Source organism: Nocardia sp. NPDC019323, assembly GCF_044389845.1.
In the GTDB taxonomy this organism is placed as follows: Bacteria; Actinomycetota; Actinomycetes; order Mycobacteriales; family Mycobacteriaceae; genus Nocardia; species Nocardia implantans.
The window spans coordinates 561,601-584,004 of sequence record NZ_JBIRYN010000002.1; the positions used below are offsets into that span (position 1 = coordinate 561,601).

Below are 22,404 nucleotides of genomic sequence, written 5' to 3' on the forward strand. Positions count from 1 at the left end.
TGTCGGGGGTTGGGAACATGCTCCGCTCGCTTTCGACCACTGCGAGCTTATTCAGGTGATCGGATCATCCGACAGATCCGGTTTCCCGTCCCCGGTAAGGCCGGTGAGCACGGATCCGTGTCCCATTAGTCCTATTTGAGCGAATGGTGCGCGCGGACAACGCTGTTCGGGCTAGTCTTCGCCCGGAACGAAGGGAAGACATCATCGTGGTCGACGTGATCCGCCGGCTTGCCCCGAGCGAGGAGATGTTCGCCGCGGGCGAGGTCTTCATCGGTTACGCGGCACGGGTATCCGGCCGGTTGGACCTGCCCGCCTTGACGGCGGCCCTCGAGTCCGTCACCAGGGCGCACCCGATATTGCGCGCCCGCATCGAGTCGTCCGCGGAGGGCGGTCGCGTCTTCGTCGCGACGGACGCCACGCCGCAGATCTTCGTCGCCGACGGCAATCCCGAATCGGCGCTCACCGGAGCGAAATTCGATCAGCGCACGGGCGTCTGCGGACTCTGCGTGGTGCGCGACGGCGATACCGCGAGCGTCACCCTCGTGATCCATCACAGCATCGCGGACGCCTTCCACGCGTTCGTCATCGTCACCGAATTCTGGGCCGGGTATCGGGCCGCGGTCGGCGGCGCCACCCCCGAGGCGCCGGTACACGCGTTCCCCGACCCGGTGGAGCGCCTGCTCGCGGCGCGCGGCATCGAGAAGATGGCGCTGCCCGGCGCCGCGAACACCGCAGCCACGCCGCACGTCCCGCCGCCGCGCGACGACGACTACCCGACGCTGCGCACCACCCGATGCCTGCTCACCCGGGAGGAGACCACCGCGCTGGTCGCCGTCGGGCACCGCGAGAACGTCACGGTGCACGGCCTGGTGTCGGCCGCGCTGTTGCGGACCGAAGCCCAGATTCGCGAACTGCCGCTCACCGGCCTGCTCTACCTGTACTCCGTCGACCTGCGGACCAGGGTCACCCCGCGAATCGGCGCCACCGAAGGGACCAACGTTCTCGGGTTCGCCAATTACCTCTCCCCCGCATCCGACGTGACGCTGGTGGAATCGGCCCGCGGCATCGGCGCGGCGCTGCACGCGGGCCTGTCCGCCGGCATCGTGCAGCGCACCCCGTTGAGCATCCCCGACATGGCGGCGGCGCCGCGCCCGGCTCTGCCGGGCGTGGTCATCGCGACCAACTGGGGCACCATCCCGCCGCTACCGGAACAGGACGAGCTGCGGATCGACGACTTCCACTCCGCCATGCTCGCGAAGCCGGATCTGACCGGACGCCGCCCGCAGCAACCCGGCGGCGGCACCTGTGTCATCAGCACGTTCGACGGGCGGCTGAGCGTGGAGATCCATCACCCCGAGGAATTCACGCAGATCCAGCGTCATCGCATCGAAGTGCTCGGCCGTCACCTCCGGGGCGTGCCCGACTGACGAGGCCGTCGGGCGGTACGCCAACGGTGCGTCCGATTACGCCGCACCCCTCGCGCGTTGGCGGGCGAATCCGCATGACCACGCTGTTAGGGTTGGCCACTCCCAGGAAAACCCGTCAACAGTCGTTCGTCCTGGTGGCGGGCGTCTCCCAGCTTCGGCGAACGAAAGGAACGGCAACCGGTGGCCAACACAAGCGGCGGGCCTGCCCGAGTCGCAGTGGTAACGGGCGGTTCGCGCGGCATCGGCCGCGCGTGCGCCGAACGGCTCGCCGGTGACGGGTGCGCCGTCGTGCTGAACTTCGCGTCGAATGCCGCCGAAGCCGACAGCGCCGCCGAACAGATCCGCGGCGCGGGCGGCGTGGCGCTGACCGCACAGGGGGACGTGGCCGACGAATCCGCGATGGCCGCGGTGTTCGACCGGGCGGAAAGCGAATTCGGCGGCGTCGACGTCGTGGTGCACGCGGCGGGCCGGATGCATCTCGCGCCGGTGGCCGAGCTCGATCTGGCCGTGCTCGACAGCCTGCACCGGACCAATATTCGCGGCACTTTCGTCGTGGACCAGCAGGCGGCGCGCCGACTGCGGCCGGGCGGGGCGATCGTCAACTTCTCCACCTCGGTCGTCGGAACCGCGTTTCCGACGTACGGGGCCTACGTCGCCAGCAAGGGTGCCGTCGAGGCGCTGACCATGATCCTGGCGCGCGAATTGCGCGGCCGGGACGTGACGGTCAACGCGGTGGCGCCCGGCCCGACCGCAACGGACCTCTTCTTGGACGGAAAGGACGACGCCACCATCGCCCGGCTCGCCGACGCCGTGCCGCTGCAACGACTCGGCGCACCGGCCGACATCGCCGCCGTGGTGGCGTTTCTGGCCAGTCCGGACGGCCACTGGGTCAACGGCCAGATCATTCGCGCCAACGGCGGCTTGGTCTGAGCGAAGACGCCGAGGGCCGCGACCACGCCTGGAGGCTGTGATCGCGGCCCGTGGGTCGATCAGTTCGACGGTTTCGCGGTCGTGGTCGGCGCCGCTTGCGTTGTCGTCGTGGTCGATTCCGTGGTGGTGGGCTTGGTCGTCTCGACCGGAGCCGCGACCGGAGCCGGAGCGGGCGGCGTGGTGACCACCGGCGCCGAAGTGGTGCTCGAGCTCGGCGCCGCCGTCGGCCGCTCCGTGGTACCGGTCGTCGTCGGCGCGGCGCTGGTCGTCGTGGGCGCGGCGCTGGTCGGCTTCGGCGACGTGGTCGACGCCTTGGCCGGCTCGGTCGTCGGAGCCGCCGAGGTGGTCTCCACCGCCTTGTACACGGCGGCCAGATCCGCCGCCTGCGGCTTGGACGTCGGGTCGACCTGCTTGCCGGCCTGCGCCTGCTTCGCCAGGTGGGTGAGCCAGGCGGCGGCGTACTCCGCCGAGGTCAGCGGCTTGCCCGCGGCGGGATCGGCGTCGTCCCAGTAGTCGAAGTGGTGACCGGTGTGGTTCGGCCCGAGCGTGAGGTTGTACGGGTCGCTCAGGATCACCGGGATGGTGTTCTGGTTCGTCACGATCAGTCCGACGATCTCGTTGAGCACCTTCTGCGGCAGGTAGGCCAGCGGCGACATCTCGTTCGTGGAAATCGCCTCCGCCTGCGCAGGAGCCTTCTTCTCGCCCGGCTTGTACGCCGGGTCCGACACCCGCAACAGCACCTGCAGGAAGGTCTCGTCGCTCTGCATCCAGTTCGGCTGCGACTGGATGTCCGCGAACGCCGCCATCGCGATCCGGCCGAGGACCACCGCGACGTCCTGCCCGGTCGCGGGCGTCAGCCCGTCGCGCTCGAGCGCGTCGACGTTCAACTGCCTGCCGACATTGACCACCAACTGCAGCAGGGAGATGTTCTGCGGCGCCGAGCAGGTGAGATCACCGTCGGAGCAGAACGACGCGATCTTGCCGTTGAGCGCGCCGAAGTCGCCGCTGGTTCCTTGCACCGCGCCCTGTCCGGGGACCGGGTTGGCGCCGCTCTGATATTTCTGGTCGAAGCCGTCCGGATTGCCGAACGGGTCCTTCGATCCGGGGAACGGCCCGTCGCCCGCCGACCGGCCCGAATCGGCGAGGATGACGACGCCGACGACGTCGTCCGGGTCCACGATCCCGTAGGCGCCGTCCTGGCCGGGTTCCTGATGGCCGATCTTCATCGCGACACGGCGGACGACGTCGGCGCCCTCGCTGTATCCGACGATCGAGAACTTGGTGTCGGGGCACGCCTGGGCGATCTCCCGCATCACCCGTTCGGTGTTCTCGACACCGGCGTTGACGGCGTCCTCGTAGGTGGACATATTCGCCGGATAGGCGATGTAGACCGCGGCGTACGCGTCCGGATCGACGTCATCGGCGGGTGCGTTGACCACCGGATCGACCCACTCGCTGCTGTGATCGCCCGACAGCGCCGCGGGCAAAGGGTTGCCGTTCGCGTCCACCAGCATCTTGGTGGTGCCCTCCACCGGAGTGTCGTTGCGACCGGCCACCGAGATGGTGACCATGTCGCGGCATTCCGTGACGGACGTCGTGAGCCGCGTATCCCTGGTTTCCGGCGTCGAGGTCAGCGCCAACGAGGCGACGACGACCGCCGCCACTCCCAACGCCGCCGGTGCGGCCACCGCCGAAGCGATACGATGCCGCGCGAAGAACTCGCGAAGAGCCATGTCCTGATTCCCATTCCATACACCGACAAAGTGGACGGACAAGCCCCCCGACGGGCCATACGTCACCGAGGACGTCGTGGCCGGGGCCCTGAGCGTTACTTGATGCCGGATGGAAGGGTTCGAACCCCGAAGCGTCTTCCGCCTACCCAGCGCGTCGGAGCACCGCTCGGCGGCGTCGTCGACCGGCGACGACGCCGCGCCGCGAGGTCATCGGGACGCACACGGCGCCCCGATGCTCATCGCCGGCAGAACTCAGCCGCGCGCCATGTCCACGAACCGCGACAAATGCAATTGGTGGGCGACAGTAATTGTCGCGGTAGGACCGTTACGGTGTTTGCCGAGAATAAGGTCCGCCTCACCGCCGCGCGGGTCGTCGCGCTCGAAAGCATCGGGACGATGCAACAGGATGACCATATCCGCATCTTGTTCCAGGGAGTTGTGCGCCGAGATTCCCTGCGCGACGAAATTGTGTGTTCCTGGCACGGTGCCGTCGTAGACGTCCTGCTCACCGAGGCTGGTGATGTCGACGATCTTGTCCCAGAAGACATCGTTCGTGGCGAACATTTCGATTTCTGCGTCTTCCAGCACTGCTGCCACCCGAGCCAGCCGGGATCGACTGGGCGAGTGCCTCCACATCGTCGATCCGCAGAAACGTGAACCCATCGCCGCCGAGAATTCGCGGTGCGTCATGCCCTTGGCGCTCAGCAGCGTACGAACCTTCGACCAAACCTCGCGGGGAACCGTGTCGACGTTGGTATTGCGTGTCATCGGCTCCAATTGGGCAAGGGCTGCTCGGGCGGACTGCCCCCGTGCGCCGTGCACCCCGATGTCACGCAGGAAGATCGTCTGATTCTCCGCGCCGTCGATAGTGAGATGCCAACAATCCCGGTAGCCGGACTTGGTGACTTTTTTGATGCGGCCGTGCACGCCCAAGCGCAGCAGCAATTGGACTACATCGTCGATCAGGCGGCGGCTGGTGGATGCGTAGTAGATCCTCGCCTGACGTCCCTTCGCATCCCAGCGCACGGAACCATCCGTTGCCCAGAGATGATGCAGGAACAATGCTATCTGATCATTCGGAAGCGCGAAGACGCGCTTGGGTACGAACTTCTCATAGCTGCGCAGACCGAACAGTCCCAGTTCATCCAGCCACGCGGCAACCGGATTGCGTTTGCCGCGCGCAAGTCGGTTCGGAGCGCGCAGCCGAAGCGTCGTGACCCTCGCTGCCGCATAGTCGTCACGAGCGACGGTAACGCCGAAATGCGTCGCTGCTTCGGTGACCGCCGCCAGGTTTTCCTCATCGACGCTGGCATAGCGCAGCGGCTGCCGCTTCACGCAGGAGCCGTCGCCGATCATGTGGGCGAGCAGGATGACCTCGGCATCGGGCATCCGCGACGTGTGTACCGGCTCCGGTACCCGACGAGGAGTGGCGAGTCGGTCGCCGACCGACAGCTTCTCGAGCGGAATCCAGCCATCCAAGGTCAAGAACGGATGGTTTCCCGTCGCTTCCACTTCTCGGCCCGATGCCAGGCGCAGGCGGAACACTTCTTTGCGCCCGCTGGAGAACACCTTCACCATCGGTCGGGCAACCATCCGCATCCGTTCATCGAGCGACCATACCAACGGCCGCTCCCCGCTCGACAGCAGGTCGCCGAGCGTGGTCTCGTCGCCGGTGTCGGCGCGGAGGATGCGGGTGCTGGCGGGCATGCAGCCCGATTCGCGGAGATCGGACACCATGGGGCGCTTGTCGGTTCGCTGTTCGGGACCGCGGTTGAGCTGGCTGATCGCGACCACCGGCACTTCGAGTTCCTTGGCCAGCAGTTTCAAATTACGGGAGAAATCCGAGACTTCCTGCTGACGGGATTCGACCTTTTTGCCCGACGTCATCAGCTGGAGGTAATCCACCACCACGAGTTTCAAATCGTGGCGCTGTTTGAGCCGTCGCGCTTTGGCGCGGATTTCCATCATCGTCAGGTTCGGTGAATCGTCCACGAACAGCGGCGCTTCGCTGATCTCACTCATCCGCCGCGCCAGCTTGGTCCAGTCGTCGTCGCTCATCCGCCCGGACCGCATATCCCCGAGCTTGATCTTCGCCTCCGCCGACAACAACCGCATGACGATTTCGGTGCGACTCATCTCCAGTGAGAAGATGACGCTCGCCAAGCCGTGCTTGATCGAGCAGCTGCGCATGAAATCCATTCCCAGCGTCGATTTACCAACTCCAGGCCTGGCGGCGACGATGATCATCTGGCCCGGGTGCAAACCATTGGTGATTTCGTCGAGTTCGGTGAAACCCGTGGGGACGCCGAGGGATATGCCGCCGCGGCTGGCGATGGAGTCGATCTCGTCCATCGTCGGCTGGAGCAATTCTTCGAGGGGGAGGAAGTCTTCGCTGGTGCGGCGTTCGGTGACCTCGTAGACCTCGGCTTGGGCGCGGTCGACCACCTCGGCGACGTCCTGGCCGTCGGCGCCCGCGTAGCCGTACTGGACGATGCGGGTGCCCGCCTCGACCAAGCGGCGCAGAATGGCCTTCTCGGCGACGATCTCGGCGTAGTAGCCCGCGTTGGCCGCGGTTGGCACGGTCTGGGTGAGCGTGACCAGATAGGGCGCGCCGCCGATGCGCTTGAGCTCGCCACGGCGGTCGAGGCCCGCGGCGACGGTCACCGGGTCGGCGGGCTCCCCGCGCCCGTAGAGATCCAGGATCGTGTCGTAGATGGCCTGATGGGCGGGGCGGTAGAAATCGCCGGGCCGAAGCACCTCGACCACGTCGGCGATGGCGTCCTTGCTCAACAGCATGCCGCCGAGCACCGACTGCTCGGCCGCCATGTCGTGCGGAGGCTGGCGACCGAAATCTTCGCCGGGAGGTTCGGGCGGGAAATCCGTGTGCCCGCGGTCATCGGTGGTTGTCACCAGACTCGACCGTCCTCTCTACCCCGCGACCGGGATGCACCCTGTCGACTCGTTTTACTCCCGGGCACCGACACGTTCGTCCAAGCCGTTGACCAGGGCTCCAGCTACCGCCGCGGCACCGGTCCGTGCGCGCGCTGGGGAGCGGTCGGCGCGCAGCGATGCGACGAACCTAGGCGACCCGCAGGGCGGGCACCAAACCGTCCTGTGCACACAGCTGTGGATAACTTGGGGAGAGTTCACCCAACCGTGTGCACCCCCTGTGTACAACTTGGGGAAAACCCAGGCCGACAAGGTCAAATACGCAGATAGACATGGGCTTCCACGTTTTTCCAGGTGTGGATTAAGGAAGCACCGGCGTGTCGTCCAAGTTGAACAGCCGGGCGTGTTGGGTTAACAGCACGTGAGCCGCGTATGACCTGAATCACATTGCGAACGGTCGGTTCCGCCAGTAATCCACAGGCTGGGTAAACCGGGCGCCGGTGGAGTACGCGATGGCGCCCAGATTGTCCCGAATGACGCTCTCGCTCATTCGGCAAATAATCGGCTACTAATCAGCGAGTAGCAGCGGGCACAATCGAGGACCACTCCCGTCCACAGACGGGGGTGGTCCTCGACGTGATGCCCTGAATCAGGCGGCGGTGACCGTCAGGTCGAACTTCGCCACCACGTCCGGGTGCAGGTGCACCGCGATGCCGTGCTTGCCGGTCGTCTTGATGTGCGCCTTCGGCAGCTCGATGCTGCGCTTGTCGACGACGGGGCCGCCCGCCGCCTTGACGGCCGCGGCGACGTCCGACTGGGTCACCGAGCCGAACAGCTTGCCGGTGCCGGCGGTCTTCACCGCCAGGGAGACCGACTCCAGGCCCTCGATGGCCTGCTTCAGCTCGTTGGCGTGGTCCAGGTCGCGCACCCGGCGGGCTTCCTGCGCCCGGCGGATGCCCTCGACCTGCTTCTGCGCGCCACGGCTGGCCACGATCGCCAGGCCGCGCGGCAGCAGGTAGTTGCGGCCGTAGCCGTCCTTGACCTCAACGGTGTCGCCGGGGGCACCGAGGTTGTCCACATCAGCGGTAAGAATCAACTTCATTGGCGTGCCTCCCTTTCTCAGCGAGCCGTCGACACGTAAGGCAGCAGGGCGACCTCACGCGAGTTCTTGACCGCAACCGCGATATCGCGCTGGTGCTGCACGCAGTTGCCGGTGACGCGGCGGGCGCGGATCTTGCCGCGGTCGCTGACGTACTTGCGCAGCAACGCCGTGTCCTTGTAATCGATCGTGACGCTTCCGGTCTTGCTCTCCTTGCAGAACGAGCAAGCCTTCTTCTTCAGCACCTTTTCGCGCGCGGGCGCTTTAGGCATGGTCTTGTACTCCGTAATCAGTGATGGCCCGAATCGGCCGGGCCGTTGTGGCCGTTCTCAGAACGGCGGTTCGTCATCCATGCGGCTGCCCCCGAAGGAGCCTGCCGCGGGCGCACTGCCCCACGGGTCGTCCTCGGCACCGCCGGAACGCCCACCGCCACCACCGGAGGAGGCATAGCCGCCACCGCCGCCGGAGCCGGACCCGAAGCCGCCGCCTCCGCTGCCGCGGCTGGTCTTGTTGACCTTCGCGGTGGCGTAGCGCAGCGAGGGACCGACCTCGTCGACCTCGAGCTCGACGACCGTGCGCTTCTCACCCTCGCGGGTTTCGTAGGAGCGCTGCTTGAGTCGTCCGCTCACGATGACACGGGAACCCCTGGTCAGGCTTTCGGCGACATTCTCCGCGGCCTCGCGCCAGATATTGCAGCGCAGGAACAGCGCTTCGCCGTCTTTCCATTCGTTCGAATTACGGTCGAACACACGGGGAGTCGACGCGACGGTGAAATTCGCCACCGCCTGTCCCGCCGGTGTGAATCGAAGCTCCGGGTCGGCCGTCAGATTTCCGATGACGGTGATGACCGTGTCGCCTGCCATGTGGTTCCTCCTGCTCGGTGTGCAGTCCGCGTCTCGCTGTTGCGCTAGAGCCTAGGCACAGGCTCCGACGCAAACGAGGGTTGCCGGACTACTTGTCGTGGCGCAGAACCTTGGTGCGCAGCACCGACTCGTTGAGACCGAGCTGGCGGTCGAGTTCGCTCACGGTGGCGGGCTCGGCGGTCAGGTCGACCACGGCGTAGATGCCCTCGGCGTGCTTGGCGATCTCGTAGGCGAGCCTGCGGCGGCCCCAGATGTCGACCTTGTCGATCTTGCCGCCCTCGGTGCGAACGACACTGAGCAGGTTGTCCAGCGACGGACCAACAGTGCGCTCGTCCAGGCTCGGATCGAGGATGACCATCACTTCGTAATGACGCACGGACCAATCACCTCCTGTGGACTAGGAAACGGCCACGGACGGTCCGTGGCAGGAGGGTCGTTGCGTCAGCAACCCGAACAGGCTACATGAGCGGCGGCTGAGCAGTGAAATCACCCCGGCGAGCCGCCCCGGCGCCATGCGGCGGGCGGCCGCGTTCACATCCGTTGGAAGGGGAACGGCGCCACGCCCGGGAGCGTCCGCTTAGGGTGGATCCATGCCGACCGGACTCGCCGCCAGCGACCTGCCCGCGGGTGGTGTGCGACGCCGCGCGGCATTCGCCGTGGTGGTGGTGCTGCTCTGCGGCCTGGTCCTCGCGCTGGCCTATGCGAACAAGGCGCGCTGCGCGGGTGCGCCGTTCGACCGGGACGGGCGCAGCACGGTTTTCGACGTCGTCAAGGATTCGGACGTCTGCTATTCCGACATCCAATTCCTCTGGCTCGGCCGGGATATCAACGAGCACGTCTTTCCCTATGTGAGCGGCGGCATCACCGACGGCGGCGCGTTGGTCGGCGGCGCGGTGGAGTATCCGGTGCTCAGTGGCGTGCTGATGTGGATCGGCGCGGTCGGCGCGGACAACGACGCCGATTTCCTGCGCTACTCGGCGCTGCTGCTGGCGCCCTTCGCGCTGCTGACCGCATGGATGCTGGCCCGTCTGGCCGGGGGCGCGGCCCTGCTGTGGGCGGCCGGACCGCCGCTGGTCCTGTATGCCTTCCACAACTGGGAGCTTCCGGTCGTGTGCACGGCGGTCGCGGCCGTCTACGTGATGTCGGCGCTGACCCGCTACTCCGTGCGTACCAGAGGCATCGTGGCCGCGGTGCTGCTCGGGCTCGGATTCTGCCTCAAGCTGTATCCGGGGATCTTCGTGTTGCCTTTGCTGGCCTACGTGCTGACCGGCGGTGGCGAGCGCGACGCGGAGGGCGGTGATCGCGAGCCGGACGTCCGTGGCGCTCTGCTCACCGCGGCCGCGGCGATCGGCACCGTGGTCGTGGTCAACCTGCCGTTCGCCCTGGTGGGATACGAGGGCTGGCGCGCGTCCATCACGTTCCAGCAGTTGCGTCAGGCCGACATCACCACGAATTCGATCTGGTACTGGGGACTTCGGCCGATGTTCGGTCCCGACGCGCGCAGCGAGGCGGCGTTCCAGCAGGTGGTCTCGGTCGCCTCGCCCGTGCTGGTGCTCGCGGCGTTCGCGCTGGCCATGGTGCTCGGCTGGCGGCGTTATCTGACCACCGGCGTATTCCCCTGGGTCGGTGTGAGCGGTGCGATGCTGTGTGGATTCCTGTTGCTCCACAAAGTGCATTCCCCGCAGTACACCCTCTGGCTGGTGCCGTTCCTGGTGCTGCTCCGGATTCCCTGGTGGTTGATCGGCAGCTATCTCGTCGCCGACGCGGCCATCGGCATCGGAGTGTTCCGCTATTTCTACTCGATGGGTCAGGGCACCTCGGTCGAGCTGATGGAGCGCATCGTCCAATTCGGTGTGTGGGGGCGCGCGAGTCTGCTGATCGTCTTCTTCTTCGTCTTCCTGTGGGCGGCGTCGCGCGGAACCCGTTCGACCTCTGCCCATGTGCCGCAGCCCGGCTCGCGCAAGTTGGTCCCGGTGGTCTAGTGCCCACCGTGCCGGGCGCGGAAGGCGGCGCTTTTGGCGCGGTTGCCGCACAGGGTCATGTCGCACCAACGGCGTGAGCCGCCGCGGGAAGTGTCCACGTACAGCCGGGTGCATGCGGTGCGACCGCACTCTTTGACCAGTGCGCTGCTGCCCAGCAGCTCGATCGCGGATCGCGCGACGGCGGCCAAGGCCGCGTCCGCGTCGCCGGAGCGGACGACCGTGCCATCGGCGCGCAGGCTGACCGCCGGTGGGGCGCTGCCGGCGAATTCGTTGACGGTCCGGCGGTCGGCTTCATCGAAGGCGCTGTCCCGGGTGCCGGCCAGCGCCATGCGGTAGGCCGCCTCGCGCAGGCGCACCGCCCGCGCGAGGGTGCCGGCGTCGCTGAGCGGAGGGCTGTCGAGCAGCCCCGCGGCGACGAACCAGTCGGCCAGCGCCGCGGGGCTGGTGAGGACGTCCTCGAACGTGGTCGAGCGCCCCTTGACGGTGCCGGCGAAGTCCAGGGCGAGGTTGCCGCTCACGAAGGTGAACACGTGCTCATAGTAACCGTCTTGACAGGTTAGTGGGCCGGGTGCCACGGTGATAACCGCCCAAGGTGGTTATTCAAGGGAGGTTCCGTGCAGAACCGATTCGCGACGGTGGCCGCGCAGCCGCTGTTCGTCTTGCTGTGGAGCAGTGCGTTCATCGCCGGGGTGATCGGGGTAGGCGCCGCGCCGCCGCTGTTCGTGCTGTTCGTGCGCTTCGCCGTCGCGGGCGTGCTGCTGACGGCCTACGCCTGCATCGCGCGGGCGACTTGGCCGCAAGGCGCCCAGCTGCGTCACGTGCTCGTCGCCGGGTTGCTGATGCAGATGGTCCAGTTCGGCGCGTTCTACACGGCAATGGCCGAACATGTCTCGGCGGCGGTGATCGCGCTGGTGCAGGGCTTGAATCCGGTGGTCATCGCTCTGTGCGCCGGACTGATCGGCGAAGTCGTCACGATGCGGCAGTGGTTCGGTTTCGGCATCGGCGGTATCGGAGTCGCGCTCGCCGTGTTCGACCGATCCCACTTCTCCCTGACCGGATTGCTGCTGTGCGTGGCGGGTCTTCTCGGCCTGAGCATCGGCACCGTGTACCAGAAGCGGTTCACACCCGCCGTCGATCCGAAAGCGGCCACGGCGCTGCACGTGGCGGTCAGCGCGCCGATCGCGGGGGCATTGGCCTGGCTGTCGGGCCAAGTGCACGTGTCGGACATGAGCCGGTTCGCCGGGTCGCTCACCTGGATGGTGCTGGTGAACTCCATGGCGGCGTTCCTGCTGCTCAACGCCATGTTGCGCCGGTGGGACGCGACCAGGGTGGGCAAGCTGTTCTTCGCGACGCCCGCGGTGACCGCGATCCTGGCCTGGCTGCTGATCGATCAGCCGCTGCGACCGCTGACGGTCGCCGGGCTGGCTGTCGGCCTGGTCGGCTTGGTGTTCGCCGCTCGCAAGCCGACGACGTCGCCGGTGGTCGGGCGGCAGCCGGCGCCGGTGACGCGTTGACCTACTTGCGCCCCGCCTGCCACTGCATGCCCCACTGGTAGGCCTGGTCCAGTTCGCGCTGGGCGCCGTGGACGTAGTGCACTTCCCGGTGCACGGTGATCCCGGCGCCCTGGTTCTGCAGCAGGGCGATAGCGCACGAGCGGGCGCCGTCCACCGGAGAGTCGAGGCGGACCTCGACCTGCGGACCGGCGGTGGGATAGAGCGTCACCACACCGTCGGCGGCGGCCCAGTTGGGCACGCCCTCGTAGATGAAGGCGAAGATCAGGATGCGCCGGAACAGTTCGGGCCGGGACAGATCGATGTGCAGGTTCTCGCCCGCCGCGGCCGAACCGCTGCGATCGTCGCCGTCGAGCCGGATGTGGGGCTCGCCCTCGAGCGTGCCGAAGTTGCCGCCGATCGCCTGGACGACGCCCTTGGCGCCGTTGGACAGTTCGTAGAGGCAGCCGAGGTCCAGATCGATGGCCTTGGCGCGGCGGAAGAATCCTCGCGGGCCGCTCGACCAGTTCAGGTTGACCCGCATGGTGCCCTGCTGCTCACCGGGCTTGGTCAGGTTGATGCTCGGTGTCGCCTTCGACAGAGTCACCTTCGACAGGTTGACGCCGCCGGGGTTGTCGTTGATCCCCATGGCGCGATCCCCCCTCTGTGGAAACGAGAGCGGCAGCGGCCATCCTTCGGGATGGGGCCGCTGCCGCAACGGGTCTTCGGCTGCTTGCCAGGCCTCAGCCTACCGGCGTCGGTTCCCGTTCGCTGTCCAGTTCCTCTTCGTCTGCCCGGCCGTTGCGGACGATGCTGGTGATGAACGCCGCGCCGATGAACGCGACGCCGACCAGTCCGGTGACGATCTCGTTGATGTGCACGCCGATCGAGACCAGCAGGATCGCCGCCAGCGCGCCGATCGCCCAGTGCGCGCCGTGCTCCAGATAGACGTACTCCGACAGCGTGCCCTTGCGGACCAGGTACACCGTGATCGACCGGACGAACATGGCGCCGATCAGGCCGAGGCCGAGCGCGATGATGATCGGGTCGGAGGTGATGGCGAACGCGCCGATCACGCCGTCGAAGGAGAACGACGCGTCGAGCACCTCCAGGTAGAGGAACAGGAAGAAGCCCGCCTTACCGGTGGCCTTGGCCAGTTCGGACGGGCCGCCTTCGGTGTGCTCCTCGGTGTGGAACATGGAGCCGAGGCCGTCCACCGCGATGTAGGTGATCATGCCCAGCAGGCCCGCCACCAGGACGGTGGAGCGGTGCGCCTCGTCGGCGATGTACTCCGCCGTGAGGATCAGGCCCGCGCCCGCGACCACCACGGAGAGCATGTCCAGCTTGCCCGCCTTGGCCAGCGGCCGCTCCAGCCAGCTCAGCCAGGTGATGTCGCGTTCCTCGAAGATGAAGTTGAGGAACAGCAGGGCCAGGAACATGCCGCCGAACGCCGCGATCTGCGGGTGCGCGTCGGTGAGCAGTTTCTCGTAGCTGGGGCTGCCGTCGGGGAAGGTCAGGGCGCCGTCCGGGGGCGGGTTGAGGGCCAGGTCGAAGGCCCGGACCGGATCCAGCCCCGCGGTGATCCAGACGATCGCCAGCGGGAAGACCAACCGCATGCCGAACACGGCGATCAGCACGCCGATGGTGAGGAAGATGCGCTGCCAGAACGCGCTCATCCGTTCCAGGACGGTGGCGTTGATCACGGCGTTGTCGAACGAGAGCGACACCTCGAGGATGCCGAGGATCGCGGCGAGCGCGAGGGCGGTCGGTCCGCCGTACACGACGGCGACGACGAGCGACAGCACCGTGACGACGAGGGACATGCCGAATATGCGCAGGACCACGCTGGGACCTTTCGTGAGTGAAGAACGAGGCGGCGACGGTTGCTACCAGGGTGGCCGCTGGATCGCCGGTTGTCCAACGTTGCTCCCAGGGCGCCGGCATGCCTGGGTCGCACGACGAGGGGGCCCGTAGCCGGGCCCCCTGTGAACGGCGAAGTGTTCCTTAGACGTTCACGCCGTAGTCACGGGCGATGCCCGCGAGGCCGGAGGCGTAACCCTGGCCGATCGCGCGGAACTTCCACTCCGCGCCGTTGCGGTACAGCTCACCGAAGACCATGGCGGTCTCGGTGGAGGCGTCCTCGGTGAGGTCGTAGCGGGCGAGCTCCTCGCCGTTGCTGCGGTCCACGACGCGGATGTAGGCGTTGCGGACCTGGCCGAAGGACTGCGACCGGGAGTCGGCGTCGTAGATCGAGACCGGGAAGAAGATGCTCTCGATCGTGGGCGGGGTGTTCGCCAGGTCGACGTTGATGACCTCGTCGTCGCCCTCGCCCTCGCCGGTCCGGTTGTCGCCCGCGTGCTCGATCGAGCCCTCGGGGGAACGCAGGTTGTTGAAGAAGACGAAGTGCTGGTCGGACAGGACCTTCTTGTCCGCGCCGGTGGCGATGGCGCTGGCGTCGAGGTCGAAGTCGGTGCCGGTGGTGGTCCGCACATCCCACCCCAGGCCGACCGCAACAGCGGTGAGGTTAGGCGCCGCCTTGGTCAGCGAGACATTGCCGCCCTTGGACAAACTGACACCCATGCGGGATTCCCTTTCAATAGTCCGTCATTGGTTCCCAGCATGTCCGAATCGCCGGGGACGCCATCGACAGTAGTAGGTTTCCGCGAACTTGCGTAGGAACCCGCGTAACCCCCGGCGAACAGGAACATCTCCTACCATCGGGGCGTGGCAGGCCGGAGGCGTGGATGGTTCCGTTCGTCGGGAAACGACGAGTGGATCGAGCGTGCCCGCACGACGCTCGCGACCGCGTTCCTGGACATGGATCGCCGCCAGAGCGCGGCCGAGGCGGCGGTGCACGCGGCCGAGCAGATCTTCCCCGAGCGGCGCACGGGCGCGCGCTGGGAACCGGTGCGCCACAGGTGCTATGGCGCTGCGGAAGTGTACCTGACGCTGAGCACGGAGCTGGACGCCGCGCAGCAGGGCGGCCCTCCGGTGCCGCAGGGCAGGCAACGCGTCGACGCCGCGGTGCGGCAACTGACCGACGCGGCGCGGGCGGTCGACGAGTTCTATCGCGGCGACCAGGGCAAGCTGGAAGAGGCGGTGGCGGTGCTCGGCGCCGTGCCGCAGTTGGTCCAGCGGGTGAAGGCCGACGCGGCCGGTGTGCGCGGGCGGGCCGCCGAATCGGAGTTCGCGGACTATCCCTCGGTGCGCAGGCACGCCGCCGCGGTCGATGAGGCGCTGGTCACACTGGAGGCGGCGGGTTCAGACGCACCCGGTGGCACCGTGCGGGAGGCCGCGATCCGCCTCCAGACGGTCACCAAGGAGCTGGCGGATGCTTTGGCGCAGGCGCCATCTCGGGCGGCGGCGGCGAACACCGCGATATCGTCGGTGACAACCCGCATTGCCGCCGTCCGGACCAGGGCCGAAGGCGTTGCGCCCGCGTTCTCGGCGCTGCTGCGCGAGTTCAATGCTGCGAGTTCGGCCGATCTGGCTAACAATGAGCGGGAAAGCCAGCGAGCCATCGAGGCCGCGGACGCGGCGCTGGGCAGGGCGCGTGCGGCGGCGGCAGAGAACAATCCGGAGTTTGCACTTGAACTGACCACATCCGCGCGCGGGTTCCTCGCCGAGGCCGAGCAGCGAGTCGACGCCGTCACCAAGCGGCTGGCCCTGCTGCGTGCGATCCGGTCCGACCCGCAAGAACACGCCAAGGCCGTACGATTCCGGCTGCGGGACGCGCAGATGCTCGCGGTGAGCCGCGGGCTGGTCGCCGAATGGGGTTCGGTCCTCGACGCGCAAGCGGCGCGAATCGACCGAATCAGCGAAACACTGTCGGGGCGCCACCCCGACTACTGGGCCTATGTGGCGGAACTGGATGCCGTCACCGAATTCATAGCCGGGGTAGTGGATCGAATGAGAAAACAATCAGGACCACGACGAGAATGAGGATGGGGCAACGATGACCGCAGGCATCGCCGTCCAGCAGGAGGTTTCCCTGCGGAAGCGAATGCCGCTGCGCCACTTCCGGCAGTTGCACGGCCCAGAGGCGAGGCGTCTTTTCCACCGGCAGCCCGAGGCGTTCGGCGACGACGACACCGATCGCGAGCTGCTCGCCATCGGCCTCGGCGCCACGCTGTACGCGCCGGCGACCAGGCCCGATCTCGCGGAGACGATCGGCAGGCGCGCCGCGCACGGCGTGTGTTCGATGGTGATCGACCTCGAGGACGCGGTCGCCGATCACGAAGTGGAGTACGCCAAGCGCCAGACCGTGGCCGCGCTGGATCTGCTCGCGGGCAGCCACGACGCCAACCCGCTGCTGTTCGTGCGGGTGCGCGACGCGGACACGATCACCGAGCTCATCGAGCAACTCGGGCCGGGAGCCAAGGTGCTGACCGGGTTCGTGTTCCCGAAGTTCGACAGCGTCACCGGGCCGAAGTACCTCAACGCGCTGAACGTGGCGGCCCAGCGGGTGGACCGGCCGCTGTACGGAATGCCGGTGCTGGAGTCGGCGGGGCTGGTGCACCGGGAGACCCGCGATTACGAGCTGACCCAGATCGCGGCGCTGCTGGCCGCGCACCGGGACCGGGTGCTGGCGGTGCGGGTCGGCGCGACCGACATGTGCTCGACCTTCGGCATCCGCCGCGACCGCGACCTGACCATCTACGACGTGCGCGTGGTCGCCGACGTGATCGCCGACATCGTGAACTACCTAGGGCGCGCGGACGGGACCGGTTTCGTCATCACGGGGCCGGTGTGGGAGTACTTCGCCGATCACGAACGGATGTTCCGTCCGCTGCTGCGGACCGCGCCGTTCGAGGAATCCGACGCGGTGCCGTTCCGGCAGTACCTGGTCAGCCGGGATCTGGACGGTTTGCTGCGGGAGATCACACTGGACCGGGCCAACGGCATCCAGGGCAAGACGGTGATCCACCCGTCCCACGTTGCGGCCGTGCACGCGCTGTCGGTGGTGACGCACGAGGAGTACTCGGACGCGCTGGACATCCTGCGCGACGACGTCGGCGGCGTTGCGGCCTCCGGCTACCGGAACAAGATGAACGAGATGCGACCGCATCGCAGCTGGGCGCGGCAGACACTGCTGCGCGCGCGGGTGTTCGGCGTGGCGAACAAGGGAGTGTCGTTCGTGGATCTGCTGACGGCGTTGGTCACCGTATGAGCCGGGCCGCTACCGAATTCGACAACCGAACACCTTGGGCGACAAAGGTTCTCGGCATCGAACTGCATCACGACACCAGCGGCGCACCGGACCGGCTGCGCACCGCGCGGCTGCCGATCACGGCCTTGGTGCGGCCGGGAGTGCGCCACAACAATCGGCGCAGGGCGCACCTGTTGGTCTCCACCGTGCTCGGCAAGCACCTGCCGACCGATCCGCGGGTGGTGCTCGGCGCGGGCGATCACCTCGGCGATCTGGTCCGCGCGGTGCTCGGTGAGCGCCCAGCCGTCGTGCTCGGATTCGCCGAGACCGCAACCGGTCTCGGCCATTGCGTGGCAGCGCGGATCGGCGCGAGCTGCTATCTGCATTCGACCCGGCGCGCGGTGCCGCACGCGACGACGCTCGCCGGGTTCGAGGAGGGACACTCGCACGCCACTTCCCACCTGCTGCAACCGGCGCCGGCCGACATCTTCGTCAACGATCTGCCGCTGGTGCTGGTGGACGACGAGATCTCCACCGGTGACACCGCGATCGACGCGGTGCGGGCACTGCACGCCTTCGCGCCCCGCACGCACTATGTGCTCGCGTCACTGGTCGATCTGCGCACCGATGCCCAGCGGGCCGGATTCGACGCCGTGGCAGCCGAACTCGGGGCGCGCATCGACACGGTGTGCCTCGCCACCGGCCGCGCGTCGCTGCCCGACGGGCTGGTGGACGCGGTCGGCGCGCTTCCCGAACCTCGGCTGAACCCGACCGCCGGGCACACCGGTTCGTTCGGACGAGTCGAACTCCCCTGGCCGGCCGCTGTGCCGGAGGGCGGCAGGCACGGCATCCTCGCCTCCGAAACCGGCGCGTTCGAGGCCGCGCTGGCGCACGCGGGACGGGCGCTGGCCGCTCGGCTCGACGCCGACTTCCCCGGCCGGAACGTCATCGTGCTCGGGCACGAGGAGCTGATGTACCTGCCCCTGCGGCTGGCGGCGCTGCTCGCCGAGTCGGGGACGTCCACGCGTTTCCAGACCACCACGCGATCGCCCGCGTACGTGCTGGACGAGCCGGGGTATCCGTTGCGGCGGGGATTCCGGTTCGTCGCGCCCGAACCGGGCGATGCCGCGCCGCGGTATCTGTACAACGCGCAGTGGCCGGAGACCTCGCTCGACCTGTTCGAGGCCGACCTCGCGGGGCTGGGTGCGCTGCTCACCGGTTCGTCGCACGGCGATGCCGTCGCGATTTCGGACGACGGCGTCGACAGTGGCGCCGAGGGCGACGGCCCGGCCGCCGACCCGGTGCTCGTCGTCGTGGTCGACTCGCCCGCCGACACCGCGGAGCTGACGGCCGACCACGGGTTGATCGATGTGCTGACCGCTTCCGGGGCCGACGTCCTGCTGGCGGTGCTGCCGGAGGCGGACCCGCGGCGGCTGCACGCCGAACGCACGGAGTCGGACGGGAGCCGGGTATGACGAGTACCGAGGTGGGCGCGCTACCGGCTCCCCTGCACGGGCCGCGGTTCGGCTCCTACGCGGCCGAGGAGGTCTCCTGGCTGCTGAAGGATCTGTCGGACGTCGACCTGGAAGCCGACATCGTCGAGCGGGAACGGCGGATCCAGGCCGGGAAGGCGCACTACGCGGAGTCGCTGCCGATCGAGTATCAGCCCGACGCGTCCTACCGGGCGCTGTTCGACGAGGTGCTCGCGGCCAGCGCCGAACGGCTCGCGCTGGCCGTGGCGACCGTGTCGGAGCTGGTGATCGCCGAGCGCGGCGAGAACATCGTCCTGGTCTCGCTGGCGCGTGCGGGCACGCCGGTCGGCATTCTGATGCGCCGCTGGCTGCGGGCGCGGCGCCCGAGCCTGGAGGTGCCGCACTACGCGGTGTCGATCGTGCGGGATCGCGGCATCGACGCCGTGGCGCTGGACTATCTGGCCGAGCATCACGATCCGTCCTCGGTCGTGTTCGTGGACGGATGGACCGGCAAAGGCGCGATCACCCGCGAGCTGACCGAAGCGCTGGACGCCTACCATGCCGCGGGCGGTCCGCGGTTCGACGACGAATTGGCGGTGCTGGCCGATCCCGGGCACTGCGTGCGCACCTACGGCACCCGCGACGACTTCCTCATCGCGTCGGCCTGCCTGAACTCGACGGTCTCCGGCTTGGTTTCGCGCACGGTCCTGAACGACACCCTGATCGGGCCGGGCGAGTTCCACGGCGCCAAGTTCTACCGCGAACTGGCCGGTGACGACGTGTCCGGGCGTCTGCTCGACACCGTGAGCGGCGCGTTCGACGCGGTGCGCGACCGGGTGCCCGCCGAGGTGGCCGCGATCCGCGCGAGCGACCGGACGCCCACCTGGACCGGCTGGACGTCGGTGGAGCAGGTACAGCAGCGATACGGCATTCCCAGCGTGAACTTCGTGAAGCCAGGGGTCGGCGAGACCACACGGGTGCTGCTGCGGCGGGTGCCGTGGCGGGTGCTGGTACGCGAGGCGGACGCGCCGGAGCACGCGCACATCAGGATGCTGGCCTCGGCCAGGGGCGTCCCGGTCGAAGTCGTCGCCGACCTGGCATATTCGTGCATGGGACTGATCAAGGATGTGCAGCAGTGAACCTATCCACGCCGACCCGCCGAAGACGCGCGCTGATCGCGACCGACCTGGACCGGACGATGATCTACTCGCGTAACGCCTTCAGCACCACCGCCGACGTGCCGACGGTCTGCGTGGAGCATCTGGAAGGGGCGCCGCTGTCGTTCATGACCACCACCGCGGCGCTACGGATGCAGACCCTGACCGAACCCGCCGCCGTCGTTCCCACCACCACCCGCACCATCAAACAGTTCGACCGCATCCGCCTGCCCGGAGCGCCGTGGCGCTACGCGATCACAAGCAACGGCGGGAACATTCTGGTCGACGGCGTGCCCGATCTGAGCTGGCGCATCGGCATCGACGCCCAGGTTCGCGCGGGGGGCGCCACGCTGTCGGAGGTGAGCAAGGAACTGCACACCCGCATCGATGACTCCTGGGTCACCAAGTTCCGCGTGGCCGATCATCTGTTCTGCTACCTGGTGGTGAAGCCCAAGGAGGTTCCCGAGGGGTTCTTGGCCGAGTGGGACGACTGGTGCCGTCCGCGCGGCTGGTCCGCGTCCCAGCAGGGCCGCAAGATCTACACCATGCCGCAGGCCGTCTGCAAGAGCCGCGCGGTGGACGAGGTGCGCAAGCGCCTCTGGGAAAGCGGCGAACTCGCCGACGACGCCCGCACCCTCGCGGCGGGCGACGGCGCCCTCGACGCCGAAATGCTGCGCGCCGCCGACTCCGCCATCCGCCCCCGCCACGGCGAACTCGAACAACTCAACTGGACCCACCCCAACCTCACCGTCACCCGAGCCACCGGCATCCTCGCGGGCGAGGAAATCATCAACTGGTTCATCAAGGCAGCCCCGACGCCTTCCGCGTAGCGAGCACGGCATCCGTGTACTGCTCGGTGGTGACATCGCCGTCCGCGATGCCGAGCTGTCGGAGCGTGGTCCGTACGACCTCCAGCGCTTCCGCCAGCTCCGATTCGGGCACGATGGTCTCCAGCTCGATGAACGTGCCGTCCAATTCAGGGACGGTCACCAGCGTGGCCAGCAACTCGCGCCCCTCGGATGCGAATCGATAATTGATGCAATGCTTTTCGAAGCAGACCAGGTTTTCCAGGCCGAGACCGCGTAGCACGGAGTCGATTACCGAAGGGTCGGCCACCTCGGTTTCGTATTCCGGCTTCGATCCACTCGCCGTGTCGACCGCGGGTTCCTTGTAGGTGAGCAAAGATCGCCGTCCGTTGTCCGTAGTGATCGTCCGCAACCGCAGCTCGCGGCCCTCCGAAGACAATCGCTCGTCCGCGAGGTCATAGTAGGTGTCCATGTACTTCGAGCGCTGACCTGCGCTCCGTGCCGCCAACGCAGACTGCACGGACTCGACGTCACGGACCCGAGCCTTGAGTTCCGCCTCGATCATGTGACCGATCCTCTCTCGATCGGGCGGGCTTGGAGCCACATCTGCTCGAACTGACGTAGGAATCCGGCATGCAGGACCCCGTTGGTCGCCGCCGTGAGCTTGTACATCCCTGAGCGATGCCCCTCGGCGGACGCGCCGAAAGCAGACAGATACAAAGTCTGGTCGAAAACCAGCATCCGCCATGTCGGCAGCGTGTCGTAAACAGCGACTTGCAGTTCGACGAATGGATGCTCGTGAAACTCGGATACTCGTGCCAGAGCCAGTTCGATGCCCGCAGCGAAGGACTGTCTTGATTCGCCGATTTCTGCTGCGCGGGTACCGGCGGCCTTCGAATCCGGATCCAAGAGGAGGACTCGAACAGCGACGCTGTCGGTCCGTTGCAGCAGTGTTCCACGCAGCAACGACTCGTTGAGTGCGAGCAGCCCCAGGCCGCGTACAGCCAACAGGTCGATTCGATCTGCGATCAGCGCTTGTCGTCGCAGCTCGGCATCGGCCTCCGACTGCACGGTGAATGCTTGCGCGATCTCGGCGTGGCCGGTGAGTGTATGCGCGTGACGTGGAGCGAGGCCGAACAAGACACGCGCGTGGTCCGGCATCGAGATGCCATCCGCGATCCGCTCGAATACGTCGAAGCGTGTGACAGTTCTCCTGCTGTTGACGATCTCGTTGACTCGGCCCTGGCCCAGCCCTACTGCCGCTGCGATGCGTGCTTGGCTGGCCCCGGTGTACCGCTGAACTGAGCGGAGTAGCGCCGGCACATCGCGTTGCCGCAGGATCGCGCCCACTTCGGGCTTGTGCCAAACCGCCGCAGGGACCTCGATTCCCCCGTACTTGGTCTCCAT

At 67.6% G+C, this 22,404-nt stretch carries 21 protein-coding genes; 9 read left to right on the top strand and 12 right to left on the bottom strand.

Going from position 1 to position 22,404, the window contains the following annotated elements; genetic code table 11:
- Nucleotides 1-206: 206 nt before the first annotated feature.
- Nucleotides 207-1,427, top strand: coding sequence for an acyltransferase (locus ACH49X_RS09920; protein ID WP_195079492.1), 1,221 nt, complete (start codon nt 207-209; stop codon nt 1,425-1,427).
- Nucleotides 1,428-1,607: 180 nt separating this feature from the next.
- Nucleotides 1,608-2,357 (top strand): SDR family oxidoreductase, encoded by a 750-nt coding sequence (locus ACH49X_RS09925; RefSeq protein ID WP_195079491.1) that lies wholly within the window; start codon nt 1,608-1,610, stop codon nt 2,355-2,357.
- 59 nt (nt 2,358-2,416) lie between these two features.
- On the opposite strand, the gene ACH49X_RS09930 is transcribed toward ACH49X_RS09925, so the two are convergent.
- From ACH49X_RS09930 to rpsF, 6 genes are all read right to left on the bottom strand, one after another.
- A complete protein-coding gene (locus ACH49X_RS09930) occupies nt 2,417-4,090 on the bottom strand; it encodes a cutinase family protein (protein WP_195079490.1) in 1,674 nt (557 codons plus the stop codon).
- 252 nt (nt 4,091-4,342) lie between these two features.
- Nucleotides 4,343-7,000, bottom strand: coding sequence for a replicative DNA helicase (locus ACH49X_RS09935; RefSeq protein WP_195079489.1), 2,658 nt, complete (start codon nt 6,998-7,000; stop codon nt 4,343-4,345).
- A 628-nt stretch (nt 7,001-7,628) separates the two neighbouring features.
- Nucleotides 7,629-8,081, bottom strand: coding sequence for a 50S ribosomal protein L9 (rplI, locus tag ACH49X_RS09940; RefSeq protein ID WP_067808439.1), 453 nt, complete (start codon nt 8,079-8,081; stop codon nt 7,629-7,631).
- Nucleotides 8,082-8,098: 17 nt separating this feature from the next.
- Entirely contained in the window at nt 8,099-8,350 is a 252-nt protein-coding gene (gene rpsR / locus ACH49X_RS09945) for a 30S ribosomal protein S18 (protein ID WP_067808438.1), read from the bottom strand.
- A 57-nt stretch (nt 8,351-8,407) separates the two neighbouring features.
- Complete coding sequence (locus tag ACH49X_RS09950; protein ID WP_067808436.1) at nt 8,408-8,941, bottom strand: single-stranded DNA-binding protein; 534 nt, start codon at nt 8,939-8,941, stop codon at nt 8,408-8,410.
- 88 nt (nt 8,942-9,029) lie between these two features.
- Nucleotides 9,030-9,317: a 30S ribosomal protein S6 gene (rpsF, locus tag ACH49X_RS09955; protein WP_039803204.1), complete on the bottom strand. Its 288-nt coding sequence runs from the start codon at nt 9,315-9,317 to the stop codon at nt 9,030-9,032.
- Nucleotides 9,318-9,531: 214 nt separating this feature from the next.
- Here rpsF and ACH49X_RS09960 point away from each other — a divergent pair, with 214 nt between their 5' ends.
- Nucleotides 9,532-10,923, top strand: coding sequence for a hypothetical protein (locus ACH49X_RS09960; protein ID WP_357209168.1), 1,392 nt, complete (start codon nt 9,532-9,534; stop codon nt 10,921-10,923).
- Here ACH49X_RS09960 and ACH49X_RS09965 read toward each other — a convergent pair.
- Entirely contained in the window at nt 10,920-11,453 is a 534-nt protein-coding gene (locus tag ACH49X_RS09965) for an ABATE domain-containing protein (RefSeq protein ID WP_195079487.1), read from the bottom strand. The genes ACH49X_RS09960 and ACH49X_RS09965 overlap by 4 nt on opposite strands.
- 84 nt (nt 11,454-11,537) lie before the next feature.
- Here ACH49X_RS09965 and ACH49X_RS09970 point away from each other — a divergent pair, with 84 nt between their 5' ends.
- The gene (locus tag ACH49X_RS09970) at nt 11,538-12,437 is read left to right on the top strand and encodes a DMT family transporter (protein WP_323124333.1); all 900 of its coding nucleotides are present in this window, start codon (nt 11,538-11,540) and stop codon (nt 12,435-12,437) included.
- Nucleotide 12,438: 1 nt separating this feature from the next.
- Here ACH49X_RS09970 and ACH49X_RS09975 read toward each other — a convergent pair whose 3' ends face one another.
- From ACH49X_RS09975 to ACH49X_RS09985, 3 genes are all read right to left on the bottom strand, one after another.
- Complete coding sequence (locus ACH49X_RS09975; RefSeq protein WP_195079486.1) at nt 12,439-13,062, bottom strand: Tellurium resistance; 624 nt, start codon at nt 13,060-13,062, stop codon at nt 12,439-12,441.
- Nucleotides 13,063-13,156: 94 nt separating this feature from the next.
- The gene (locus ACH49X_RS09980; RefSeq protein ID WP_195079485.1) at nt 13,157-14,257 is read right to left on the bottom strand and encodes a DUF475 domain-containing protein; all 1,101 of its coding nucleotides are present in this window, start codon (nt 14,255-14,257) and stop codon (nt 13,157-13,159) included.
- A gap of 160 nt (nt 14,258-14,417) precedes the next feature.
- Nucleotides 14,418-14,993 carry a TerD family protein gene (locus ACH49X_RS09985; RefSeq protein WP_067808425.1) on the bottom strand — a complete coding sequence of 192 codons (576 nt, stop codon included), beginning with the start codon at nt 14,991-14,993 and terminating at the stop codon, nt 14,418-14,420.
- A gap of 237 nt (nt 14,994-15,230) precedes the next feature.
- On the opposite strand from ACH49X_RS09985, the gene ACH49X_RS09990 reads away from it, so the two are divergent.
- Genes ACH49X_RS09990 through ACH49X_RS10010 form a run of 5 tightly spaced genes read left to right on the top strand, consistent with a single transcriptional unit; the run spans nt 15,231 to nt 21,021 of the window.
- On the top strand, nt 15,231-16,355 hold the full coding sequence (locus ACH49X_RS09990) for a hypothetical protein (RefSeq protein ID WP_195079856.1): 1,125 nt from the start codon (nt 15,231-15,233) through the stop codon (nt 16,353-16,355).
- Between the two features lie 13 nt (nt 16,356-16,368).
- On the top strand, nt 16,369-17,583 hold the full coding sequence (locus tag ACH49X_RS09995; protein WP_195079484.1) for an HpcH/HpaI aldolase/citrate lyase family protein: 1,215 nt from the start codon (nt 16,369-16,371) through the stop codon (nt 17,581-17,583).
- Entirely contained in the window at nt 17,580-19,037 is a 1,458-nt protein-coding gene (locus ACH49X_RS10000) for a phosphoribosyltransferase domain-containing protein (protein WP_357209170.1), read from the top strand. Before ACH49X_RS09995 ends, ACH49X_RS10000 begins: the two co-directional genes overlap by 4 nt.
- Nucleotides 19,034-20,173, top strand: coding sequence for a cysteine protease StiP family protein (locus tag ACH49X_RS10005; protein ID WP_357209172.1), 1,140 nt, complete (start codon nt 19,034-19,036; stop codon nt 20,171-20,173). The genes ACH49X_RS10000 and ACH49X_RS10005 overlap by 4 nt, the downstream gene beginning before the upstream one ends.
- A gap of 59 nt (nt 20,174-20,232) precedes the next feature.
- A complete protein-coding gene (locus ACH49X_RS10010) occupies nt 20,233-21,021 on the top strand; it encodes an HAD family hydrolase (RefSeq protein WP_067808418.1) in 789 nt (262 codons plus the stop codon).
- Here the strand turns inward: ACH49X_RS10010 and ACH49X_RS10015 are convergent.
- Together ACH49X_RS10015 and ACH49X_RS10020 are read right to left on the bottom strand one after the other, a co-directional pair.
- The gene (locus tag ACH49X_RS10015; RefSeq protein ID WP_357111085.1) at nt 20,993-21,562 is read right to left on the bottom strand and encodes a class IV adenylate cyclase; all 570 of its coding nucleotides are present in this window, start codon (nt 21,560-21,562) and stop codon (nt 20,993-20,995) included. The two genes, ACH49X_RS10010 and ACH49X_RS10015, sit on opposite strands and share 29 nt — an antisense overlap.
- The gene (locus ACH49X_RS10020) at nt 21,559-22,404 is read right to left on the bottom strand and encodes a hypothetical protein (RefSeq protein WP_357111088.1); all 846 of its coding nucleotides are present in this window, start codon (nt 22,402-22,404) and stop codon (nt 21,559-21,561) included. The genes ACH49X_RS10015 and ACH49X_RS10020 overlap by 4 nt, the downstream gene beginning before the upstream one ends.

Bases quoted from the DNA above. Each gene is read 5' to 3' on its own strand.
- ACH49X_RS09985 (WP_067808425.1), bottom strand. From the start codon at position 14,993: ATGGGTGTCAGTTTGTCCAAGGGCGGCAATGTCTCGCTGACCAAGGCG.
- ACH49X_RS10005 (WP_357209172.1), top strand. From the start codon at position 19,034: ATGACGAGTACCGAGGTGGGCGCGCTACCGGCTCCCCTGCACGGGCCG.
- ACH49X_RS09960 (WP_357209168.1), top strand. From the start codon at position 9,532: ATGCCGACCGGACTCGCCGCCAGCGACCTGCCCGCGGGTGGTGTGCGA.
- rpsR (WP_067808438.1), bottom strand. From the start codon at position 8,350: ATGCCTAAAGCGCCCGCGCGCGAAAAGGTGCTGAAGAAGAAGGCTTGC.
- ACH49X_RS10010 (WP_067808418.1), top strand. From the start codon at position 20,233: ATGATCTACTCGCGTAACGCCTTCAGCACCACCGCCGACGTGCCGACG.
- ACH49X_RS09975 (WP_195079486.1), bottom strand. From the start codon at position 13,062: ATGGGGATCAACGACAACCCCGGCGGCGTCAACCTGTCGAAGGTGACT.
- ACH49X_RS09950 (WP_067808436.1), bottom strand. From the start codon at position 8,941: ATGGCAGGCGACACGGTCATCACCGTCATCGGAAATCTGACGGCCGAC.
- ACH49X_RS09995 (WP_195079484.1), top strand. From the start codon at position 16,369: ATGACCGCAGGCATCGCCGTCCAGCAGGAGGTTTCCCTGCGGAAGCGA.
- ACH49X_RS10015 (WP_357111085.1), bottom strand. From the start codon at position 21,562: ATGATCGAGGCGGAACTCAAGGCTCGGGTCCGTGACGTCGAGTCCGTG.
- ACH49X_RS10000 (WP_357209170.1), top strand. From the start codon at position 17,580: ATGAGCCGGGCCGCTACCGAATTCGACAACCGAACACCTTGGGCGACA.
- rplI (WP_067808439.1), bottom strand. From the start codon at position 8,081: ATGAAGTTGATTCTTACCGCTGATGTGGACAACCTCGGTGCCCCCGGC.
- ACH49X_RS10020 (WP_357111088.1), bottom strand. From the start codon at position 22,404: ATGGAGACCAAGTACGGGGGAATCGAGGTCCCTGCGGCGGTTTGGCAC.
- ACH49X_RS09990 (WP_195079856.1), top strand. From the start codon at position 15,231: ATGGATCGCCGCCAGAGCGCGGCCGAGGCGGCGGTGCACGCGGCCGAG.
- ACH49X_RS09930 (WP_195079490.1), bottom strand. From the start codon at position 4,090: ATGGCTCTTCGCGAGTTCTTCGCGCGGCATCGTATCGCTTCGGCGGTG.